General features: G+C 61.5%; 15 protein-coding genes. 11 read left to right on the top strand and 4 right to left on the bottom strand.

All coding sequences use genetic code 11. From position 1 onward, the window contains the following. Positions 1-44: 44 nt before the first annotated feature. Positions 45-995: a LysR family transcriptional regulator gene (locus PDO_RS18595; RefSeq protein WP_037074640.1), complete on the bottom strand. Its 951-nt coding sequence runs from the start codon at positions 993-995 to the stop codon at positions 45-47. 170 nt (positions 996-1,165) lie between these two features. On the opposite strand from PDO_RS18595, the gene chvE reads away from it, so the two are divergent. From chvE to fhuF, 10 genes are all read left to right on the top strand, one after another. Then, on the top strand, positions 1,166-2,233 hold the full coding sequence (gene chvE / locus PDO_RS18590; protein ID WP_007605591.1) for a multiple monosaccharide ABC transporter substrate-binding protein: 1,068 nt from the start codon (positions 1,166-1,168) through the stop codon (positions 2,231-2,233). Positions 2,234-2,349: 116 nt separating this feature from the next. Continuing rightward, the gene (gene mmsA / locus PDO_RS18585) at positions 2,350-3,885 is read left to right on the top strand and encodes a multiple monosaccharide ABC transporter ATP-binding protein (RefSeq protein ID WP_007605589.1); all 1,536 of its coding nucleotides are present in this window, start codon (positions 2,350-2,352) and stop codon (positions 3,883-3,885) included. Then, complete coding sequence (mmsB, locus tag PDO_RS18580; RefSeq protein WP_007605587.1) at positions 3,885-5,102, top strand: multiple monosaccharide ABC transporter permease; 1,218 nt, start codon at positions 3,885-3,887, stop codon at positions 5,100-5,102. Before mmsA ends, mmsB begins: the two co-directional genes overlap by 1 nt. A gap of 11 nt (positions 5,103-5,113) precedes the next feature. Further along, positions 5,114-6,079 (top strand): AraD1 family protein, encoded by a 966-nt coding sequence (araD1, locus tag PDO_RS18575; RefSeq protein WP_007605585.1) that lies wholly within the window; start codon positions 5,114-5,116, stop codon positions 6,077-6,079. 52 nt (positions 6,080-6,131) lie between these two features. Continuing rightward, positions 6,132-7,877, top strand: coding sequence for an L-arabinonate dehydratase (gene araD, locus PDO_RS18570; RefSeq protein ID WP_007605583.1), 1,746 nt, complete (start codon positions 6,132-6,134; stop codon positions 7,875-7,877). Positions 7,878-7,950: 73 nt separating this feature from the next. Further along, on the top strand, positions 7,951-8,886 hold the full coding sequence (locus tag PDO_RS18565) for a Gfo/Idh/MocA family protein (protein WP_007605577.1): 936 nt from the start codon (positions 7,951-7,953) through the stop codon (positions 8,884-8,886). A 28-nt stretch (positions 8,887-8,914) separates the two neighbouring features. Next, complete coding sequence (locus PDO_RS18560) at positions 8,915-10,429, top strand: aldehyde dehydrogenase (NADP(+)) (protein WP_007605575.1); 1,515 nt, start codon at positions 8,915-8,917, stop codon at positions 10,427-10,429. Between the two features lie 9 nt (positions 10,430-10,438). Continuing rightward, positions 10,439-11,368 (top strand): 2-dehydro-3-deoxygalactonokinase, encoded by a 930-nt coding sequence (locus tag PDO_RS18555; RefSeq protein ID WP_007605574.1) that lies wholly within the window; start codon positions 10,439-10,441, stop codon positions 11,366-11,368. 4 nt (positions 11,369-11,372) lie between these two features. Continuing rightward, positions 11,373-12,008: a 2-dehydro-3-deoxy-6-phosphogalactonate aldolase gene (locus PDO_RS18550; protein WP_007605573.1), complete on the top strand. Its 636-nt coding sequence runs from the start codon at positions 11,373-11,375 to the stop codon at positions 12,006-12,008. A gap of 234 nt (positions 12,009-12,242) precedes the next feature. Next, entirely contained in the window at positions 12,243-13,043 is an 801-nt protein-coding gene (gene fhuF, locus PDO_RS18545; protein ID WP_160167049.1) for a siderophore-iron reductase FhuF, read from the top strand. Here the strand turns inward: fhuF and fhuB are convergent. From fhuB to PDO_RS18530, 3 genes are read right to left on the bottom strand one after another with little or no spacing between them, the layout of a single operon-like run. Beyond that, positions 13,040-15,007, bottom strand: a complete 1,968-nt coding sequence (gene fhuB / locus PDO_RS18540) for a Fe(3+)-hydroxamate ABC transporter permease FhuB (protein ID WP_007605571.1) — start codon at positions 15,005-15,007, stop codon at positions 13,040-13,042. The genes fhuF and fhuB overlap by 4 nt on opposite strands. Further along, positions 15,004-15,885, bottom strand: a complete 882-nt coding sequence (locus tag PDO_RS18535; protein ID WP_458574663.1) for an iron-siderophore ABC transporter substrate-binding protein — start codon at positions 15,883-15,885, stop codon at positions 15,004-15,006. Before PDO_RS18535 ends, fhuB begins: the two co-directional genes overlap by 4 nt. 22 nt (positions 15,886-15,907) lie before the next feature. Continuing rightward, positions 15,908-16,705 (bottom strand): ABC transporter ATP-binding protein, encoded by a 798-nt coding sequence (locus PDO_RS18530; RefSeq protein ID WP_007605567.1) that lies wholly within the window; start codon positions 16,703-16,705, stop codon positions 15,908-15,910. A 118-nt stretch (positions 16,706-16,823) separates the two neighbouring features. Between PDO_RS18530 and PDO_RS18525 the strand changes: the two genes are divergently transcribed. Next, positions 16,824-17,708, top strand: a complete 885-nt coding sequence (locus PDO_RS18525; RefSeq protein WP_007605565.1) for an AraC family transcriptional regulator — start codon at positions 16,824-16,826, stop codon at positions 17,706-17,708. Positions 17,709-18,075: the final 367 nt, after the last annotated feature.

Here is an 18,075-nt window from a genome sequence, read left to right as displayed (position 1 = left end):
AATGCAAGCATTTCAGGCGGCGTGGCGCACGGCCTGCAGGCCGGTCACACGCCGCGCAGCTTGCCACGCGCACTGAATTCACCAAGCAACAGGTCGCGCAGGCGCGCGGCGATCGGAGACAGGCGTTTGCCGGCGACGGTGATCAGGTGGTAGGGCATGACCACGATCGGTGTTTCGAGCTTCAGCGAATACAGGCCCGCTGCCGCTGTCTGACGACAGAGAAGGTCGGAGACCTCGCGCGACATCGGCGCGATTGCATTGGAGGCCGCCAGCATGGCGATCATGACCAGAAGCGAGGTCGTGTTGACGATGTTGGAGGGAATGGGTGCGCCCTGTTCGACGAAGACGCTTTCAACGGCCTGGCGCAAGGGCGCGCCCGGCGCCTGCATTACCCAGGGAAAATGCGCCATGTCGGCCACGGTCAGCAGATCGACATTGACCAGCGGATGGCTTTGATGGACCACAAGCTCCACCTCCTCCATCATGCCGCCTTCGAGATTGAACTGTCGCGCATCGACGCCGCTCGGTATGCGTCCGAGGACAAAATCATACTGGCCGGACAGGAGATCGCGGATCAATTCGCCGCTCGAGGCCACGTCGACATAGAGATCGGCCGTTTCTGCTTCGCCCTTAAGCTGCTGGATAGCCGGAACGACGTATCCGACCGCGCCACCGGTGACGGCGCCAACACGAACCTTGCCGGTCAGGCCGCGTCGTATGGCTTCGATCTCGCGCGCTGCCTCGCGCATTTCCTGAAGCACGTTCTGGGCGCGGCGGGCAAGCGCGCTTCCCACGGCGGTCGGCTCCATGCCCTTCGGCGTACGCGTGAAGATCGGCGATCCGACATCGCGCTCGATTTCGCTCAGCATGCGCGAAGCCGCCGGTTGTGTCAGCGCAAGGGCTTGCGCCGCAAGGCTGAGTTGGCCAAGTTCCGAGATGGAGCGGATCAGGCTCAAATGTTTGGGTTGCAAACGATCAATACGTGCTTCAGACATAAACAACATATCAACCACGATATGCACAAAGTCAAAATAATCATTTGATCGATATGTGGCACGCGATAAGACTCGCGACGGAGCTGGGGTCCGCCGCGTCGGTCACCCGTCCATGATTTCAGCGTGGCCAGGAGGACTTGGTCGCGCACGGTATGACCAGGGAGGTTACCATGAAGAAATTAGGCACTCTGATTGCGTCTGTCGCAATCGGTATCGCATCTTTTGCACCTATCACTTTTGCACAGGACAAGGGCACCGTCGGCATCTCGATGCCTACCAAGACCTCGACCCGTTGGATTTCCGACGGCGAGACCATGGAAAAGCTGTTCAAGGAAGCCGGCTACACGGCCGACCTGCAGTTTGCTGACGACGATATCCCGAACCAGCTCGCTCAGATCGAAAACATGGTCACCAAGGGTGCCAAGGTTCTCGTCATCGGCGCTATCGACGGCACCACGCTGTCGGACATCCTGCAGAAGGCCGCTGATGCTGGCGTCAAGGTTATCGCCTATGACCGCCTGATCCGCGACTCCGGCAATGTCGACTACTACGCAACCTTCGACAACTTCCAGGTTGGCGTTCTGCAGGCAACTTCGCTCGTCGAAGGCCTGAAGCTTGACGCTGCGACCGAAGCCAAGAATGTCGAGCTGTTCGGTGGTTCGCCGGACGACAACAACGCCTTCTTCTTCTACGATGGCGCAATGTCTGTCCTGCAGCCGCTGATCGACTCGGGCAAGATCGTCGTGAAGTCCGGCCAGATGGGCATGGATCAGGTTGGTACCCTGCGTTGGGACGGCACTGTCGCCCAGGCTCGCATGGAGAACCTGCTGTCCTCGACCTACACCGATGCCAAGGTTGACGGCGTTCTGTCGCCTTACGATGGCCTGTCCATCGGCATCATCTCGGCCCTGAAGGGCGTTGGCTACGGCTCTGGCGATATGCCGATGCCTGTTGTCACCGGTCAGGACGCCGAACTTCCGTCGGTCAAGTCGATCCTCGCTGACGAACAGTACTCGACCGTGTTCAAGGACACGCGCGAACTGGCCAAGGTCACCGTCTCGATGGTTGATGCCATCATGGGCGGCAAGGAACCGGAAGTGAACGATACCAAGACCTACAACAATGGCGTCAAGGTTGTTCCGTCCTACCTGCTGAAGCCGGTTGCCGTCGACAAGACCAACATCAAGGATGTCATGGTCACCTCCGGCTACTACACTGCCGAGCAGATCGACAACTAATCGTTCTGATACATGCGGGTCCGCGGCCACGTCGCGGACCCTTTTTCTTTCGCATTGAGGGAGCTCGCGCCGCCGACCTGACGTGATCGTCGTCGAGCAGGCGCTGGAATCTGCACATGGATAACATCATTCTCGAGATGCGTGGCATCACCAAGACGTTCCCGGGCGTCAAGGCGCTGAACAACGTCAGCTTCAAGGTGCGCGAAGGAGAGATCCACGCGCTGGTCGGCGAAAACGGCGCCGGCAAGTCCACGCTCATGAAGGTGCTCAGCGGCGTCTACCCCGCGGGAACCTACGAAGGCGACATCCATTTCGATGGAGAGGTCCGCCGTTTTTCCACGATCTCCGACAGTGAGCATCTGGGCATCATCATCATCCACCAGGAGCTGGCTCTCGTGCCGCTCCTGTCGATTGCCGAAAACATCTTCCTCGGCAATGAAGTCGCCACCAATGGCGTGATCAAATGGCCCGAGACCTTCGCGCGCACCAAGACGCTGCTGGAGAAAGTCGGGCTTAAAGATGCGCCGAGCACGCGCATCACCGATATCGGCGTCGGCAAGCAGCAGCTGGTTGAAATCGCCAAGGCGCTGTCGAAGAAGGTGCGCCTGCTCATTCTCGACGAGCCGACCGCATCGCTGAACGAAACGGATTCGGACGCGCTGCTGACCCTGCTGATGGAGTTCCGCAAGCAGGGCATGACCTCGATCATCATCTCGCACAAGCTGAACGAGATTCGCAAAGTTGCCGACCAGATCACCATCCTGCGCGATGGCGGCACGGTCGAGACGCTCGACTGTCATACCCAGGATATCGGCGAAGACCGGATCATCAAGGGCATGGTCGGCCGCGACATGGAAGATCGCTATCCGCCGCGCACGCCGAATATCGGTAAAACGCTGCTTGAAGTGAAGAACTGGAACGTCTTCCACCAGAACCATCGCGACCGCCAGTTCCTGCATGACGTCAATTTCACGGTGCGTGCCGGCGAAGTCGTCGGGATCGCAGGCCTGATGGGTGCTGGTCGTACCGAAACGGCCATGAGCATTTTCGGCAAGGCCTGGGGTCACAAGATTACCGGCGATGTCTCGATGCATGGCAAGCCGGTCGATGTCAGCACGATCCCGAAGGCAATTGCCGCTGGACTGGCTTACGTCACCGAAGACCGCAAGCATCTCGGTCTGGTGTTGAACAACAACATCAAGGACAACACCACGCTTGCCAACCTCAATGCGGTGGCATCCGCTGGTGTGATCGACGAACACAAGGAAGCCCAGGTTGCTTCCGACTACCGGCAGAAGCTGCGTATCCGTTCGCATTCGATCTATCAGGAAGCCGTCAACCTGTCGGGCGGCAACCAGCAGAAAGTCGTTCTGTCGAAGTGGCTGTTCACCAATCCCGAGGTCCTTATCCTCGATGAACCGACCCGCGGCATCGACGTTGGCGCGAAATTCGAAATCTACACCATCATCAACCAGCTTGCCGCCGAAGGTAAGGGCATCCTGATGATCTCATCGGAAATGCCCGAGCTGCTCGGCACCTGCGACCGCATCTATGTGATGAACGAGGGACGCATCGTTGCCGAGCTTTCGAAGGAAGAGGCAAGTCAGGAGTCCATCATGCGTGCCATCATGCGCTCTGGGGAGAAACACTAATGGCTATCGACACAAAAACCGAAACCCCCAAAGTTTCCGTTGGTGACTACCTGCGTAAGAACGTCCGTGAATACGGGCTTCTGCTGGCGCTCGTTGTCATCATGCTGTTCTTCCAGGTGGTGACAAACGGCGTTCTTCTGCGTCCGCTCAACATCACCAACCTGATCCTGCAGAACTCCTTCATCGTCATCATGGCGCTGGGCATGCTGCTGATCATCGTGGCGGGTCATATCGACCTGTCGGTCGGCTCGATCGTGGCGCTTGTCGGCGCGCTTTCAGCAATCATGCTGGTCAAACTGGGCATTCCTTACATCATCGTCATTCCGCTGTGTCTGGTTCTTGGCGGTTTGATCGGTGCTGCCCAGGGTTACTGGGTTGCCTATCAGAAGATCCCGGCCTTCATCGTCACGCTGGCCGGCATGCTTGTGTTCCGCGGCGTGACCTATCTGGTCCTGCAGAACCGCCCGATCGGCCCGTTCCCGAAGGACTTCCAGATCCTGTCGACCGGCTTCATTCCCGATGTCCTGTGGTTCCTTTCGACCGATCCCGCAACCGACACGATCAAGAACTGGACGGCGCTGGTCGTCGTGCTGATCGCGGTCGCCTGGATGGTCTACAATGGCTTCCGTTCACGCAAGATCAACGAGCAGCATGGTTCGGAGAACGAACCCTTCGTGTTCTTCTTCCTGCAGATCGCGGTGACCGCCGTGGTTGCGATCTTCATCGGCTATCAGCTGGCGACCTATAAGGGCCTGCCGAACGTGCTGGTCATCATGGCCGTGCTGATCGCGGTCTATACATTCATCACCACACGTTCGACCATCGGTCGTCGCATCTTTGCGCTGGGTGGCAACGAGAAGGCGGCCAAGCTGTCCGGTATCAACACCGAACGCCTCACCTTCTATACCTTTGTCAACATGGGCGTGCTCGCAGCACTTGCTGGCATGATCATCGCAGCCCGTCTGAATTCGGCAACGCCGAAGGCCGGTGTCGGCTTCGAACTTGACGTCATCGCGGCCTGCTTCATCGGCGGTGCCTCGGCGTCCGGCGGCGTTGGCAAGATCACCGGTGCCGTTATCGGCGCCTTCATCATGGGTGTGATGAACAACGGCATGTCGATCATGGGTCTCGGCATCGACTACCAGCAGCTGGTCAAGGGCCTGGTGCTGCTCGCAGCCGTCTACTTCGACGTCTACAACAAGAACAAAGCAGTCTAAGGATAAGGCTTATGTTTCTCTCGCAATTGAAGACTGGCGGCGTCATTTGCCGCCAGGGTGACGCTGCACGCCTCGTTCCTGGCTTTCAGTCCACCTATGAACTCGCCAAGGCGGCCATCGCTGCCAAGGTTTCGGTGGCCGCGCTGATCGAGCGCCAGGGCCTCGGCGATGCCGTGGATATCGTCGCGCTCGCAGCCGCCGGCAAGCTGGATTGTCCGGTGCGTCATCCGGATGCGGCCCATATGTACCTGACCGGTACCGGCCTTACCCACACCGGATCCGCCTCGGCGCGCGACAGCATGCACGCCGATACGGTGGGCATGAGCGATTCGATGAAGATGTTCCGCATGGGCATCGAGGGCGGCAAGCCCGCGCCCGGCGAAAACGGCGTTCAGCCGGAATGGTTCTACAAGGGCAACGGCTTCAATGCGGTCGCCCATGGCGACGACCTGATTTCGCCGTCCTTTGCCCTCGATGGCGGCGAAGAACCGGAAATGGCCGGCTTCTACATCATCGGTGACGATGGTGTGGCCTACCGTCTCGGCTTTTCCGTTGCCAACGAGTTTTCCGACCATGTGACGGAAAAGATCAACTACCTCTACCTTGCCCATTCCAAGCTGCGGCCCGCGTCGTTTAGCCCGGAGCTTCTGGTCGGCGCCCTGCCCGATCACGTCGAAGGCATGTCTCGCATTCTGCGCGACGGCAAGACTGTGTGGGAAAAGCCTTTCCTCTCTGGGGAAGCCAATATGTCCCACACGATCGCAAACCTGGAATATCACCATTTCAAGTATGCGCTGTTCTGCCAGCCGGGCGATCTGCACGTGCATATGTACGGCACGGCAACGCTCTCCGTTGCGGACGGCTTCGTCACGCGGGAAGGCGATGTATTCGAGATCGACGCTCCGCAATTCGGCCTTCCGCTGCGCAACAAGCTTGTCGTTGCCGCGAAGGAAACGGTTGCCATCCAGATGCTCTGAGCCTTGTTCGCGCGTTCCGCGCCGGGCTCCCAGATAGAGACAGAGAAACGTCATGAGCAATTTCAAGCCAGCGGCATGGCCGCGCCAACTCAGGTCACAGCATTGGTATGGCGGCACGTCCCGCGATACGATTTATCACCGTGGCTGGATGAAGAACCAGGGTTACCCGCACGACCTCTTCGATGGCCGTCCGGTGATCGGCATCATGAACACCTGGTCCGATCTTACGCCTTGCAACGGCCATCTGCGCGAGCTTGCGGAAAAGGTGAAGGCAGGCATCTGGGAAGCCGGTGGCTTCCCAGTCGAAGTTCCGGTCTTCTCGGCCTCTGAAAACACCTTCCGCCCGACCGCGATGATGTACCGCAACCTTGCGGCGCTCGCCGTCGAGGAAGCCATGCGCGGCCAGCCGATCGACGGTGCAGTCCTGCTGGTCGGCTGTGACAAGACTACGCCGTCGCTTTTGATGGGCGCTGCCTCCACCGATATTCCGACCATCATGGTGACCGGCGGCCCGATGCTGAACGGTTATTTCCGTGGTGAACGCGTCGGTTCCGGCACGCATCTGTGGAAGTTCTCCGAAGCCGTCAAGGCCGGAGAGATGACCCAGGAAGAGTTCCTCGAAGCCGAAGCCTCGATGTCGCGCTCGACCGGTACCTGCAACACCATGGGCACCGCCTCGACCATGGCGTCGATGATCGAATCGCTCGGCATGGCGCTTTCGGGCAATGCCGCGATCCCGGCTGTCGACAGCCGCCGCCGCGTCATGGCGCAGCTCTCGGGTCGCCGCATCGTGCAGATGGTCAAGGACGACCTGAAGCCCTCCGACATCCTGACCAAGGAAGCCTTCGAAAACGCCATCCGCACCAATGGTGCGATCGGCGGATCGACCAATGCCGTTGTTCATCTTCTCGCCATGGCCGGCCGCGTCGGCATCGACCTGACGCTCGACGACTGGGATCGCTGTGGTCGCGACATTCCGACGATCGTCAACCTGATGCCGTCGGGCAAGTACCTGATGGAAGAGTTCTTTTACGCCGGTGGCCTGCCGGTCGTGCTCCAGCGTCTCGGCGAAGCCGGCAAGCTGCACAAGGATGCGCTCACCGTTTCCGGAACCACGATCTGGGAAGAGGTCAAGGACGTTCGCAACTGGAACGAGGATGTTATCCTCCCGGTCGAAAACGCGTTGACCCAGCAGGGCGGCATCGCGGTTCTGCGCGGCAATCTCGCGCCGAAGGGCTGCGTTCTGAAGCCGTCGGCAGCCTCCGAACATCTGTTGAAGCATCGCGGCCGCGCCGTCGTCTTCGAAGACATCGACGACTACAAGGCGAAGATCAACGATGAGGCGCTCGATATCGACGAAACCTGCGTCATGGTTCTGAAGAACTGTGGCCCGCGCGGTTATCCGGGCATGGCCGAAGTCGGCAACATGGGCCTGCCGCCGAAGGTCCTGCGCAAGGGCATCACCGACATGGTGCGTATTTCGGACGCGCGCATGTCCGGTACGGCCTATGGAACGGTTCTCCTGCATACATCGCCGGAAGCCGCCCGCGGAGGTCCGCTGGCAATCGTGCGCAATGGCGACTTCATCGAGATCGATGTCGAAGCCCGCCGCGTGCACCTCGACATTTCGGAAGAGGAAATGCAGCGCCGCCTCGCCGACTGGCGTCCGTCTGTGGAGCCGCCGACCAGCGGTTATGCCCGCATGTTCCATGATCACGTCGAAGGGGCCGATACCGGCGCCGACTTCGACTTCCTCAAGGGGTGTCGCGGATCTGCCGTCGGCAAGGATTCGCATTGATCTCTTGAACCGAACTTGGAAGCGCGCCCTCCGGCGCGCTTCATTCCATTGAACTTTACAGGATGAGCAGGCTATGACCTCTTCTCAGAAGATTGCGCTGGCATTGGCCGGCGTTGGCAAGATCGCCCGCGACCAGCACATTCCCTCGGTTGAAAACGGCGGTGATTTCACCATCAAGGCTGCCATCAGCCGCAACGGCAAGATCGACAGCGCGGAAAATTTCGAGAGCTACGAGAAGTTTCTCGAGACCCGTGGCGATATTCGCGCGATCTCGCTGTGCACGCCACCGGAAGTTCGCTTCGACATGGCCAAGAAGGCCATCGCTGAAGGTCTGGATGTGCTGCTGGAAAAGCCGCCGGCTGCGACGATCGGTGAAGCGCAGGCGCTGGCCGAACTGGCCCACGCATCTGGCGTCACCCTGTTTGCCACCTGGCATTCCCGCTTTGCCAATGGCGTCGAGCCGGCCCGCGAATGGCTGCTGGGCAAGACGATCGCCAAGATCGAGATCACCTGGAAGGAAGACGTGCGTCGCTGGCATCCGGGTCAAGCGTGGATCTGGGAAGCCGGCGGTTTCGGCGTGTTCGACCCGGGCATCAATGCCCTGTCGATCCTGACCGCGATCATCCCCGGCCAGACCATCGTCGAGAAAGCCATTCTGGCGTTTCCTGAAAACCGCCAGCAGCCGATTGCCGCCAGCCTCGCGATGAAAAGTGCTGCCGGCGCTCCGATCACCGCCGAATTCGATTGGCGCCAGGAAGGCCCGCAGACCTGGGATATCGTCGTGGAGACGGAGCAGGGCATGTTGCGCCTCGCAAAAGGCGGCGCGGAACTCTATATAGATGGCAAGCAGGCTATCGAAGGTCCGGACCGGGAATATGCCCGCATCTATGACCGATTTGCCGACCTCATCCGCACCCGCCAAAGCGACGCGGATTTCCAACCCCTCCGGCTCGTCGCAGACGCCTTCCTCACAGGCGAACGCCGTATCGTCGAGCCCTTTGTCGAATAATTTCGACCTCTATTGAAAGGATTGCCCAATGACGCTGAACCTGACCGGAAAGCACCTTATTGCCGGCGAATGGGTTGAAGGCTCTGGAACCTTTGCCTCCAATCCCGCATCTGGCGAGAGCCACACTTTCTCGCTCGGATCTGCCGCGCTGGTTGATCGGGCGATGAAGGCTGCCGAAGAGGCATTCGTCACCTACGGTTATTCTTCCCGCGAAGAGCGGGCCAAGTTCCTCGAGGCGATTGCCGAGGAAATCGATGCGCGTGGCGATGCGATCACCCAGATCGGCAGCCAGGAAACCGGCCTGCCGGAAGCCCGTCTGATCGGCGAACGCGGCCGCACGACCGGTCAGTTGAAGCTGTTTGCCGAACATATCCGCAAGGGCGACTATCTCGACCGTCGCTTTGATGCCGCGCTTCCGGATCGCCAGCCGCTGCCGCGCCCGGATATCCGCCTGATGCAGCGTCCGATCGGTCCGGTCGGCGTGTTCGGCGCTTCCAACTTCCCGCTGGCGTTTTCGACGGCAGGTGGCGACACGGCCTCGGCGCTTGCCGCCGGTTGCCCGGTCGTCGTCAAGGGTCACGAGGCGCATCCCGGCACGGCCGAAATCGTCGGCCAGGCCATCGATGCGGCTATCAAGCGCAGTGGCGTTCATCCGGGCGTGTTTTCGCTCGTCCAGGGCGGCAACCGCGAGACCGGCGAGGCGATCTGCCTGCATCCCTTGACCCGTGCCGTCGGCTTCACCGGCTCGCTCGGTGGCGGTCGCGCGCTGTTTGATCTCTGCGTCCGTCGTCCGGAGCCGATCCCGTTCTTCGGTGAACTGGGCTCGGTAAATCCGATGTTCCTGCTGCCGGCAGCCGTTGCTGCGCGCGGTGAAGCGCTGGCCAAGGGCTGGGCCGGTTCGCTGACCATGGGTGCCGGCCAGTTCTGCACCAATCCGGGCATTGCGATCATCGAGGAAGGCACAGAGGCCGACGCATTCCTTGAAACCGCCAAGACAGCCCTTGCCGCAACCAATGCCCAGACCATGCTGACCGACGGTATTGCCAATGCCTACCGCGCCGGCGCGGACCGCATTGCCGGCACCGAGGGCGTGCAGGCGGTGCTGACCTCGACCTGCGACCTGCGCAATGCAACGCCGTATCTGTTTGCCACCACCGGTGAAAACTGGCTCGGCAATCACGTGCTCGGCGAAGAAGTCTTCGGCCCGCTCGGCATTCTCGTCACCGTCAAGGACAAGGCCGAGATGGTGAAGATTGCCGAGAGCTTTGTCGGCCAGCTGACCACCACGCTGCACATGGACGATGGCGACATGTCGACCGCACAGGCGCTGCTGCCGATCCTTGAGCGCAAGTCGGGCCGCGTTCTGGCCAACGGCTTCCCGACCGGCGTCGAAGTCTGCGATGCCATGGTTCACGGCGGTCCTTATCCGGCTACCACCAACTTTGGTGCAACTTCGGTCGGGACCATGGCAATCCGCCGCTTCCTGCGTCCGGTGAGCTACCAGAACATTCCGGCGGCTCTGCTGCCTGAAGATCTGCGCTGAGACCGCACCATGGCTGTTAGAGCTTTCGCAGCACTGGTCGATTGGGGCACAAGCAACTTCCGCATCTGGCTGGTCGACAGCCAGGGCGAAGTGCTGGCCGAACGGCAATCGGCCGAAGGCATGGGAAGTCTGGATCGCTCCAGCTACCCTGCCGTGCTCGAAAGCCATCTGGCAGCCTTCGGAGCATCGGCCGACCTGCCGGTGGTTGTTGCCGGCATGGCAGGCGCACGCACCGGATGGCGTGAGGCACCGTATGTCGAAACGCCGGCCCCGCTCGTCGGCCTGTTCCAGCATGCCATCATTCCGGACGGCGCCAGCCGTCCGGTCTATATCCTGCCCGGCGTCTGCCAGCGCAAGGATGGCGCCTTCGACGTGATGCGCGGCGAAGAAACCCAGCTGGCCGGTGCGCTGGAACAGGGTCTCGACAATGCACTGATCTGCCTGCCCGGCACACATTCCAAATGGGCCCTGGTGGAAGATGGCCAGATCAGCCGTTTCACCACCGTGATGACGGGCGAACTCTACAATCTCATCAGCCGGCAATCGATCCTGCGGCTTTCGGTGCCGGAAGACGGCGATGCCGAAGCCGATCTCGATATCTTCGACCAGGCTGTCGACCAGGCGCTCCAGCCCGGTTTTGCCTTGACCTCGCGGCTGTTTTCCATCCGCGCCGAAGGTCTTCTGTCTGCAGGTGGCAACACCGGCCCGGCTGCTCGCCTCTCTGGCCTGCTGATCGGTTCGGAGATCGCCGCGATCGCCGATGACCTCAAGCGCCATGGCAAGGCCTATCTGATCGGTACCGGCAAGCTGACCCGTCTCTATGCGCGCGCCATCACCCGGGCCGGCGGCGAGGCTGTCATGATGGACGGCGGGCTTCTGGTTCGTCGCGGCCTGCTCGCCTCTGCCCTTTCTCTTTTCGACCATGAATTCAAGGAATAGCTCCATGACCGCTTCCGTCGTTGCCTGGCCAGCCCTCCAACGTAATCTCGTCGCCATTCTGCGCGGGATCACGCCGGACGCCATCGAAGCGGCTGTCGAAGCGCTCGTAGAGGCCGGCTTTGAAGCGATCGAGGTCCCGCTGAATTCGCCGGATGCCTTCATCTCGATCGAGAAGGCGCGCCGGCTCGCACCGGAAAATTGCCTGATCGGTGCCGGCACAGTGCTCGAAGTCGCCCAGGTCGACCGGCTCAAGGATGTCGGCGGCAACCTGCTGGTGACGCCGAATGTGGAGCCGGATGTCATCCGCCGCGCCGTGCAGCACGGCATGGTGACCATGCCGGGCGTATTCACCGCAACGGAAGCCCTGCTGGCGGCGAAGTCAGGCGCCGCTGCGCTGAAATTCTTCCCGGCCAGCGCGCTTGGTCCGTCGGGCATTGCCGGCATCAAGGCGATCCTGCCACCGAACCTGCCGATCGGTGCCGTCGGTGGCGTGTCGGACAGCAATTTCGCCGACTACTGGAAGGTCGGCGTGCGTGCCTTCGGTCTCGGCACGAGCCTGTACAAGCCGGGCGATGCCGCCGCTCTGATCTCCGAGCGGGCGATCAAGTCTGTGGCTGCCTACGACGCCCTGTCGGCCTGATCGCCGAGATCGCTGCTGGATAAAGTCATCGCCATCAGCAGATTTAAAGTTGACTCTTTTCGTTTGGTAATTAGCTTGCGCCAATGATTTGACGCAAGTCGGCCCGTGGACCGGCCGAACGATTGGAGACATTGCTGTCATGCCTTGCCCGGAAGCGGTCAGCCGGCACATATCAGACCTCGATGGCCATCGCTGGCAGATGACCCCTGCAAAGGTGCGCCCACTGTGATCTGCGTGCAGGGCCCTCTTGCGGTCAAGGGCGAGCTTCCAGCCTCAGAGCCGAAGGATCTTGGCAGTCTTCTCCGCGCGGTGGTTGGCGAGCGCTACGTTTATGCGTCAGGCTACTTCCATTTCATCCAGCCGGCCAATACCGAAAGCATCGCCTGCGCCGATCTGCTTGATGAAGGTCGGTTCAATGCCGTCATCGATCGCTACGCTGCCCGATTTCCCGAAGGCACGGACCGCCGGGCGTTGGTCTCCCTCTGGTCGCTCTATTATGTCAGCGCACTCGGCATGGGCGCGGCAATCGCATGGCTGGAACTGCGCCGGAGCTTGCCATTGGCGCTGGATGAACTGACGGTGCTGATCGATCCTTCGACAGCCGCGCCGAAGGGTTTTCTGCTCGCAGACATCGGCACGATTTCAGATCGCAGCGGCAATGGGATCCGCATTCACGACGCGCTGAGCCCGGTCATCCGCGATCACCTCGAGCCATGGATCCATGCCGTGGCCGCGCATTCCGGGCTCGGCAAGAAAGTGCTGTGGACCAGTGCCGCCGGCTATATCGACTGGATGATCCGGGAAATCGGCCGGCTGGGCAACAAGGCGCTGGAGATTGAGGCATTGCCCCTGATCGAAGACGCTTCATGGCCGGATGGCTGGCGCAACCCGCTTTATCGCACGCTTCGTTTCGAACCCGGCCCGGATGGTTCTGTGATCAGCCAGCGCCGCGTCTGCTGCCTGCGCTATGCCGTGCCGGGTGTCGGCGGTTGCGGCCAGGTCTGCCCAGTGGCAGAGGGCCGCTGCGGGCTCTAGGCTTTGCGCCGCATCAGGATGATCAGGAAGGGTGCTCCGATCAGGGCGGATACCAGACCGGCCGGAACCTCGTAAGGGAAAAGAAGCGTCCGGCCGATCCAGTCCGCCATGACCATCAAGCCACCGCCGGCGAGGCTGCCAACCACGAGCTGGCTCGTCGCGCGCCGGGCACCGAATTCACGCGCCAGATGCGGGGCCATCAGGCCGACGAATGTGAGCGGGCCGACGCTCAGCGTTGCGGCCGCGCTGAGAAGGCCCGCCAGCAACAGCAGCGCCAGCCTTGCGGTCCTTGTCGGCACGCCGAGGGAACCTGCCGGGCGCTGTCCCAGCGGCAGCAGATCGAGCCAGCGCCTCAGCAGCAGGCTTGCTGCGACCAGGAGGATTGCGAGGCCGGAAACAGTGACCGCAATCTCCTGGTTGACGTTGTAGGTCGAACCGCTCATCCAGCGCATCAGGAAGACGGTGCGCGGATCGCCGGTCGCACCCAGTATGCCGACAACGGCGTCTGCCATGGCGGACAACGCAATCCCGGCCAGCAGAACCCGTTCCGGGGCGAGGCCAGAACGCGCGGCGAGCAGGAAGATCAGCGCCAGAACCGACAGCGCGCCGATTGCCGCATAACCGAGTTGGCCGGCAAGGCTCGGGACGGCTACAAAAAACACGGCGATGGTGATGCCGAGCGTGGCGCCGGCGCTGATTCCGAGGACTTCGGGGCTTGCCATCTCATTGCCCGTCAGGCGCTGCAGGATGGTGCCGGCGGCAGCCAGCATGGCGCCTGAGGCAAAGGCGGCAACCAGCCGCGGCCAGCGCAGCGGCAGAATGCTCTGCCAGAGATCCGGAGAGACAATCGTCCAGTCTCCATTGGTGGCGCGGCCGATGAAAATGGCACCGATCAGGATTACCAGGCAGCTAAGCCCGGCGAACCAAAGCCCCCAGCGCGGTGACATCAGGCCGGAGCCCGCCAACCGGGGTTGCTCGATGATCCGGTTGCGGATCTTCAGGCGCGGCAACATGGCAAGCAGCAAAGGTGAACCGAAGACGGCGGTAACCGCCCCGGTCGGCAGCATGTCGGACCAGGCGCCGGCGAGGTTCATCAGGGCACTGTCGGCGAAGAACAGCAGGCTGGCACCGATGACGGTCGACCAGGCGAGCAGGGCGGCCGGGCGCCTGGCGCCGGCGAGCCGGGCCAGTGTCGGGGCCACCAGGCCGATAAAGCCGATGACGCCGACGGCACTGGTGACAAAAGCTGCCAGCATGACCGCCAGCGTCACGGCGATGAAGCGTAGGCGGGCAGGTTTAAGGCCGACGGAGGCTGCACCGGCCTCGCCCAGTTCGATCAGCCCCAGCGGCCGGATGATGAGCGCCGCCATGGTGCCGATGACGAGCAGTTTCAGCGCCAGCGAGATCGACGTGTCCCAGCTTTGCTGCGACAGCGAACCGGCACCCCAGATGTAGAGACTGACCAGATAGCGCTCGTTGAGCAGCGTCAGGATTGCCGCGAGGCCGCCACACCATAAGCTGACCACCAGGCCAGCCATGACCAGTGAGAAGGGAGAAAATCCGCGCCTTGCACCGAGCAGGAAGACAAGGCCGGCTGCGGCGGAGCTGCCGACAAGAGCGGCCAGATCACGCCCCACGCCAAGCAATGCCGGGAAAAACAACATGGTCAGGACCAGCGCCAGATTGGCGCCGGCCGATATGCCGAGCGTGGTCGGCGAGGCTAGCGGATTGCGCAGAACCTGCTGGAACAAGGCGCCTGACAGCGAGAGCGCCGCGCCGCACAGCAGTGCCGTCGCCATGCGCGGCAGGGTGGAGTAGACCAGAACCATCCAGCGGATGGCGTAGTCGGGCGCCGTGGATGCGAGCTGTAACGTCGGGGCGATCTGCATCCAAGCGAGCATCGATGCCATGCCGAGCAGAAGCAGCGTGACGAGCAACGGAAGAAGGTTGGAGCGGCTGATCATGCGTTGGCCTCTGCATAGTCGGTCATGATCCGGGCAAAGCGCATGGCATCATTCAGCATTCCAAACATCAGCGACCCGGGCAAAACGGTCAGATGGCCGTGCCGGGCGAATGGCAGGGTCTGCCATAGCGGGCTTCGCTCAAGGATTGGCATGACGTCGGGCAGCAAGGGATCGAAGGCAATCAGGCGTGCCTCGGGATCTGTGATTGTCGCCAGATTTTCGATCGGGATCGTCTCGAATCCCCAGAAATTGCCCTCTGCGGTCCAGGCATTGTTCATGCCGATGCGCTTCAGGACATTGGCGTAGAGGCCCGGCGAGGTGTAGATGCGCACATGGCGCGGATCCATGAAATAAACCATAGCCACCGGCTGCGATCCGACCTTGGCGATCCGCTCGCGGCAGGTGTCGAAAAGTGTGTCGGCCTCAAGGATAAACTGCTCGGCCTCGGCGCTGCGGCCAAGGGCCACGCCGAGCCTGCGGGTTGCAGCGACCGCCTTTGGCAGCACGTCGCCACCGTCGGCCGTATAGACGTCGAGTTGCAGGACAGGCGCTATCTCTTGCAGCCTTGGCGTCAGGGCTCCGCCATAGGGCGTGTTCAGGATCAGATCCGGCTTCAGCTCCGAGATGATCTCGAAATTGACCTCCCAGGGAGAGCCGAGATCGGCAACCTCCGGCGGCAGGGGCGGCTCGATCACCCATCTGTCCCAGTCGGCGCTGGCGGCAATGGCCTTGGGCACCACGCCGAGTGCCATGGCCGTCGAGGCAAGGCCGTAATCGAGACTGATGATCCGTTGCGGTGCCTGGGAACCGATGGCAAGGCGCGGTGCCAGCAAGCTGGTGGCAAGGCCGGCGAGCAACTGACGACGGCCGAAGGGCAGGGCGGTGAGCGGATGCATCGGATCAGCGGACATAGGCGATCGGCACATTGAGGGACGGATGCGGGGTCACGTCCATGTCGATGCCGTAGATCTGGCGCAAGGTTGCGGTTTGCAGGATGTCGGCCGGCGTGCCGCTGGCCACCACTTCGCCGTTCTTCAGGGCATGAATGCGATCGGAGAAGCGCGCAGCCATATTGATGTCATGCAGGACGATCACCACGCTTAGGCCGCGATCGGCCGACAGACGGCGGACAAGCGACAGGACTTCGATCTGGTGGGCGATATCCAGTGCCGAGGTCGGCTCGTCCAGCAGCAGGCATTCGGTGTCCTGGGCCATCAGCATCGCGATCCAGGCACGCTGGCGCTCGCCCCCCGACAGCGTTTCGATCGGACGATCCGCCAGCGGCTCGATATGGGTCAGTGCCAGAGCATCCTCGACCTTGCGTCGGTCGATGTCGCTGAAACGGCCGAGCGCGCCATGCCAGGGATAGCGGCCGCAGGCGACGAGTTCGCGCACGGTCATGCCGCTGCCGGCGCCGAGATCCTGCTGCAGATAACCGACCTTCCGGGCAAAATCCCGCGAGGAAAAGCCGTCGAGTTCCTGTCCGGCGCACAGCACCCTGCCAGCTGTCGCCTTGTTCTGCCGTGCAAGGATCTTGAGAAGCGAGGACTTGCCGGAGCCGTTGTGGCCGACCAGGCTGGTGATTTCGCCACTGCCGAAGTCCAGGGAGACCTGATTCAGTATCCGTCGTCCATCAATCTCCAGATCAATGTCGCGGGCCGAAAATGCGGCCGGTTGGTCTGTTGCTGGACGGTTCATCGACCGTTCTCCCTTGAGACGTGACAGGTGTTGAGGTCGGACTACTAAATATGATAAATGTCTTCAAGTATTGTTTTTCGCATGTGTTCGCCCGTTCGGGCGCAGATGGTTTGGCCAGATGAGTTTCCTCCCCCAGATGCAGACCCGCACCGAAGGATTTTCCGTCCTTCGTAATTTTCATCGGCGCTATTGGGATGGCATGGTTGTCGATCTCTGGGACGTCGATTGCGCGGTCGATGCAGGTGGGTACTACATGGGGCCGCACCCGAGACTGTTTGCGGTGCTGGCGGCCCGTCGGCGGCCCGAGGGCAGTTTCGTCATGGCTGAAATCGGTGGGCCACTCGTCGACGCCTGCTATCGTCGCTCGGTGTCCTTCATCCCGGCCGGGCTGGAACTGCGAACTGAAATGTCGGGTATGCAGTTCCTTCAGCATCTCGATCTGCATTTTGATGTCGATGGCCTCACCCGCCGCTTTGGCGAGGATCTGCCGCTGGACCGGCTGGAGGAGCCGAAATTCCTGGTGCAGGATCAGCGGTTGCTGTTGCTTGCCGATCTGATTGCGGCCGAATGCGCGTCGCCTGATCCGCTGCACCATCTTTATGGCGACGGGCTGACGCTCGCGCTTCTGATCGACGTGCTGAAAATCGCGCCGCCGACCCTACGCAGCAGATCGAGGCTGGCGCCGTGGCAGTTGCGCAAGGTCACCGCGTTCATGGAGCACAATTGCCTGAGGGCGATCCGGCTGGAAGAGTTGGCGGCGATCGCCGGCCTGTCGCAATCGCATTTCAGCCATGCCTTCAAGGCAAGCACCGGCCTGCCGCCGCATCAATGGCAATTGCGGGCGCGGATGGATCGAGTCAAAGCCTTGCTGATAAAGCGCGACATGTCGTTGACCACGGTCGCAGCCGAGACGGGTTTTTCCGATCCAGCACATTTCGCCCGCACCTTCCGACGCCATACGGGCCTGTCGCCGTCTGCGTGGCGCAAGGCCTATGCGGCTTGAGCGTCTTCTGGATGCGTGCCGGGCTTGTGTGCACTGCCACAAAGTTTGTCCAGAATTGATCCAGTCGCAGCAGGATCTGACAAGCAGCGCAATAATACCTGATATAGAAACTCATCTTATTTGACGGAATTGAGGCGGATGCCAGATCCAGCCAGATGGGGTGTAAATAGGATGGGTTCAGTGAGGAATTACCGGTCGTTGACACGGGCGTGCTATGCGGGCGTTGCCCTGGTTGTGGTCGGCGCGCCGGCCCTGGCTCTGGCCCAGGAAACCAGCACGCAGCTTTCCACGATCGTTGTCGAGGGCAAGAAGCAGACGGCCACCGGTCCGGTTGACGGATATGCCGCACGCCAGACCGGCACCGGCT

This window comes from Rhizobium sp. PDO1-076 (assembly GCF_000247475.1).
Taxonomy (GTDB): Bacteria; Pseudomonadota; Alphaproteobacteria; order Rhizobiales; family Rhizobiaceae; genus Allorhizobium.
Note: the sequence above shows the minus strand (reverse complement) of the source record. Positions and strands in the feature narration are given on the sequence as shown.

What these genes read in the sequence shown, in the direction of transcription:
- PDO_RS18595 (WP_037074640.1), bottom strand. Translation starts at nt 995, where the DNA reads ATGTCTGAAGCACGTATTGATCGTTTGCAACCCAAACATTTGAGCCTG.
- chvE (WP_007605591.1), top strand. Translation starts at nt 1,166, where the DNA reads ATGAAGAAATTAGGCACTCTGATTGCGTCTGTCGCAATCGGTATCGCA.
- mmsA (WP_007605589.1), top strand. Translation starts at nt 2,350, where the DNA reads ATGGATAACATCATTCTCGAGATGCGTGGCATCACCAAGACGTTCCCG.
- mmsB (WP_007605587.1), top strand. Translation starts at nt 3,885, where the DNA reads ATGGCTATCGACACAAAAACCGAAACCCCCAAAGTTTCCGTTGGTGAC.
- araD1 (WP_007605585.1), top strand. Translation starts at nt 5,114, where the DNA reads ATGTTTCTCTCGCAATTGAAGACTGGCGGCGTCATTTGCCGCCAGGGT.
- araD (WP_007605583.1), top strand. Translation starts at nt 6,132, where the DNA reads ATGAGCAATTTCAAGCCAGCGGCATGGCCGCGCCAACTCAGGTCACAG.
- PDO_RS18565 (WP_007605577.1), top strand. Translation starts at nt 7,951, where the DNA reads ATGACCTCTTCTCAGAAGATTGCGCTGGCATTGGCCGGCGTTGGCAAG.
- PDO_RS18560 (WP_007605575.1), top strand. Translation starts at nt 8,915, where the DNA reads ATGACGCTGAACCTGACCGGAAAGCACCTTATTGCCGGCGAATGGGTT.
- PDO_RS18555 (WP_007605574.1), top strand. Translation starts at nt 10,439, where the DNA reads ATGGCTGTTAGAGCTTTCGCAGCACTGGTCGATTGGGGCACAAGCAAC.
- PDO_RS18550 (WP_007605573.1), top strand. Translation starts at nt 11,373, where the DNA reads ATGACCGCTTCCGTCGTTGCCTGGCCAGCCCTCCAACGTAATCTCGTC.
- fhuB (WP_007605571.1), bottom strand. Translation starts at nt 15,007, where the DNA reads ATGATCAGCCGCTCCAACCTTCTTCCGTTGCTCGTCACGCTGCTTCTG.
- PDO_RS18530 (WP_007605567.1), bottom strand. Translation starts at nt 16,705, where the DNA reads ATGAACCGTCCAGCAACAGACCAACCGGCCGCATTTTCGGCCCGCGAC.
- PDO_RS18525 (WP_007605565.1), top strand. Translation starts at nt 16,824, where the DNA reads ATGAGTTTCCTCCCCCAGATGCAGACCCGCACCGAAGGATTTTCCGTC.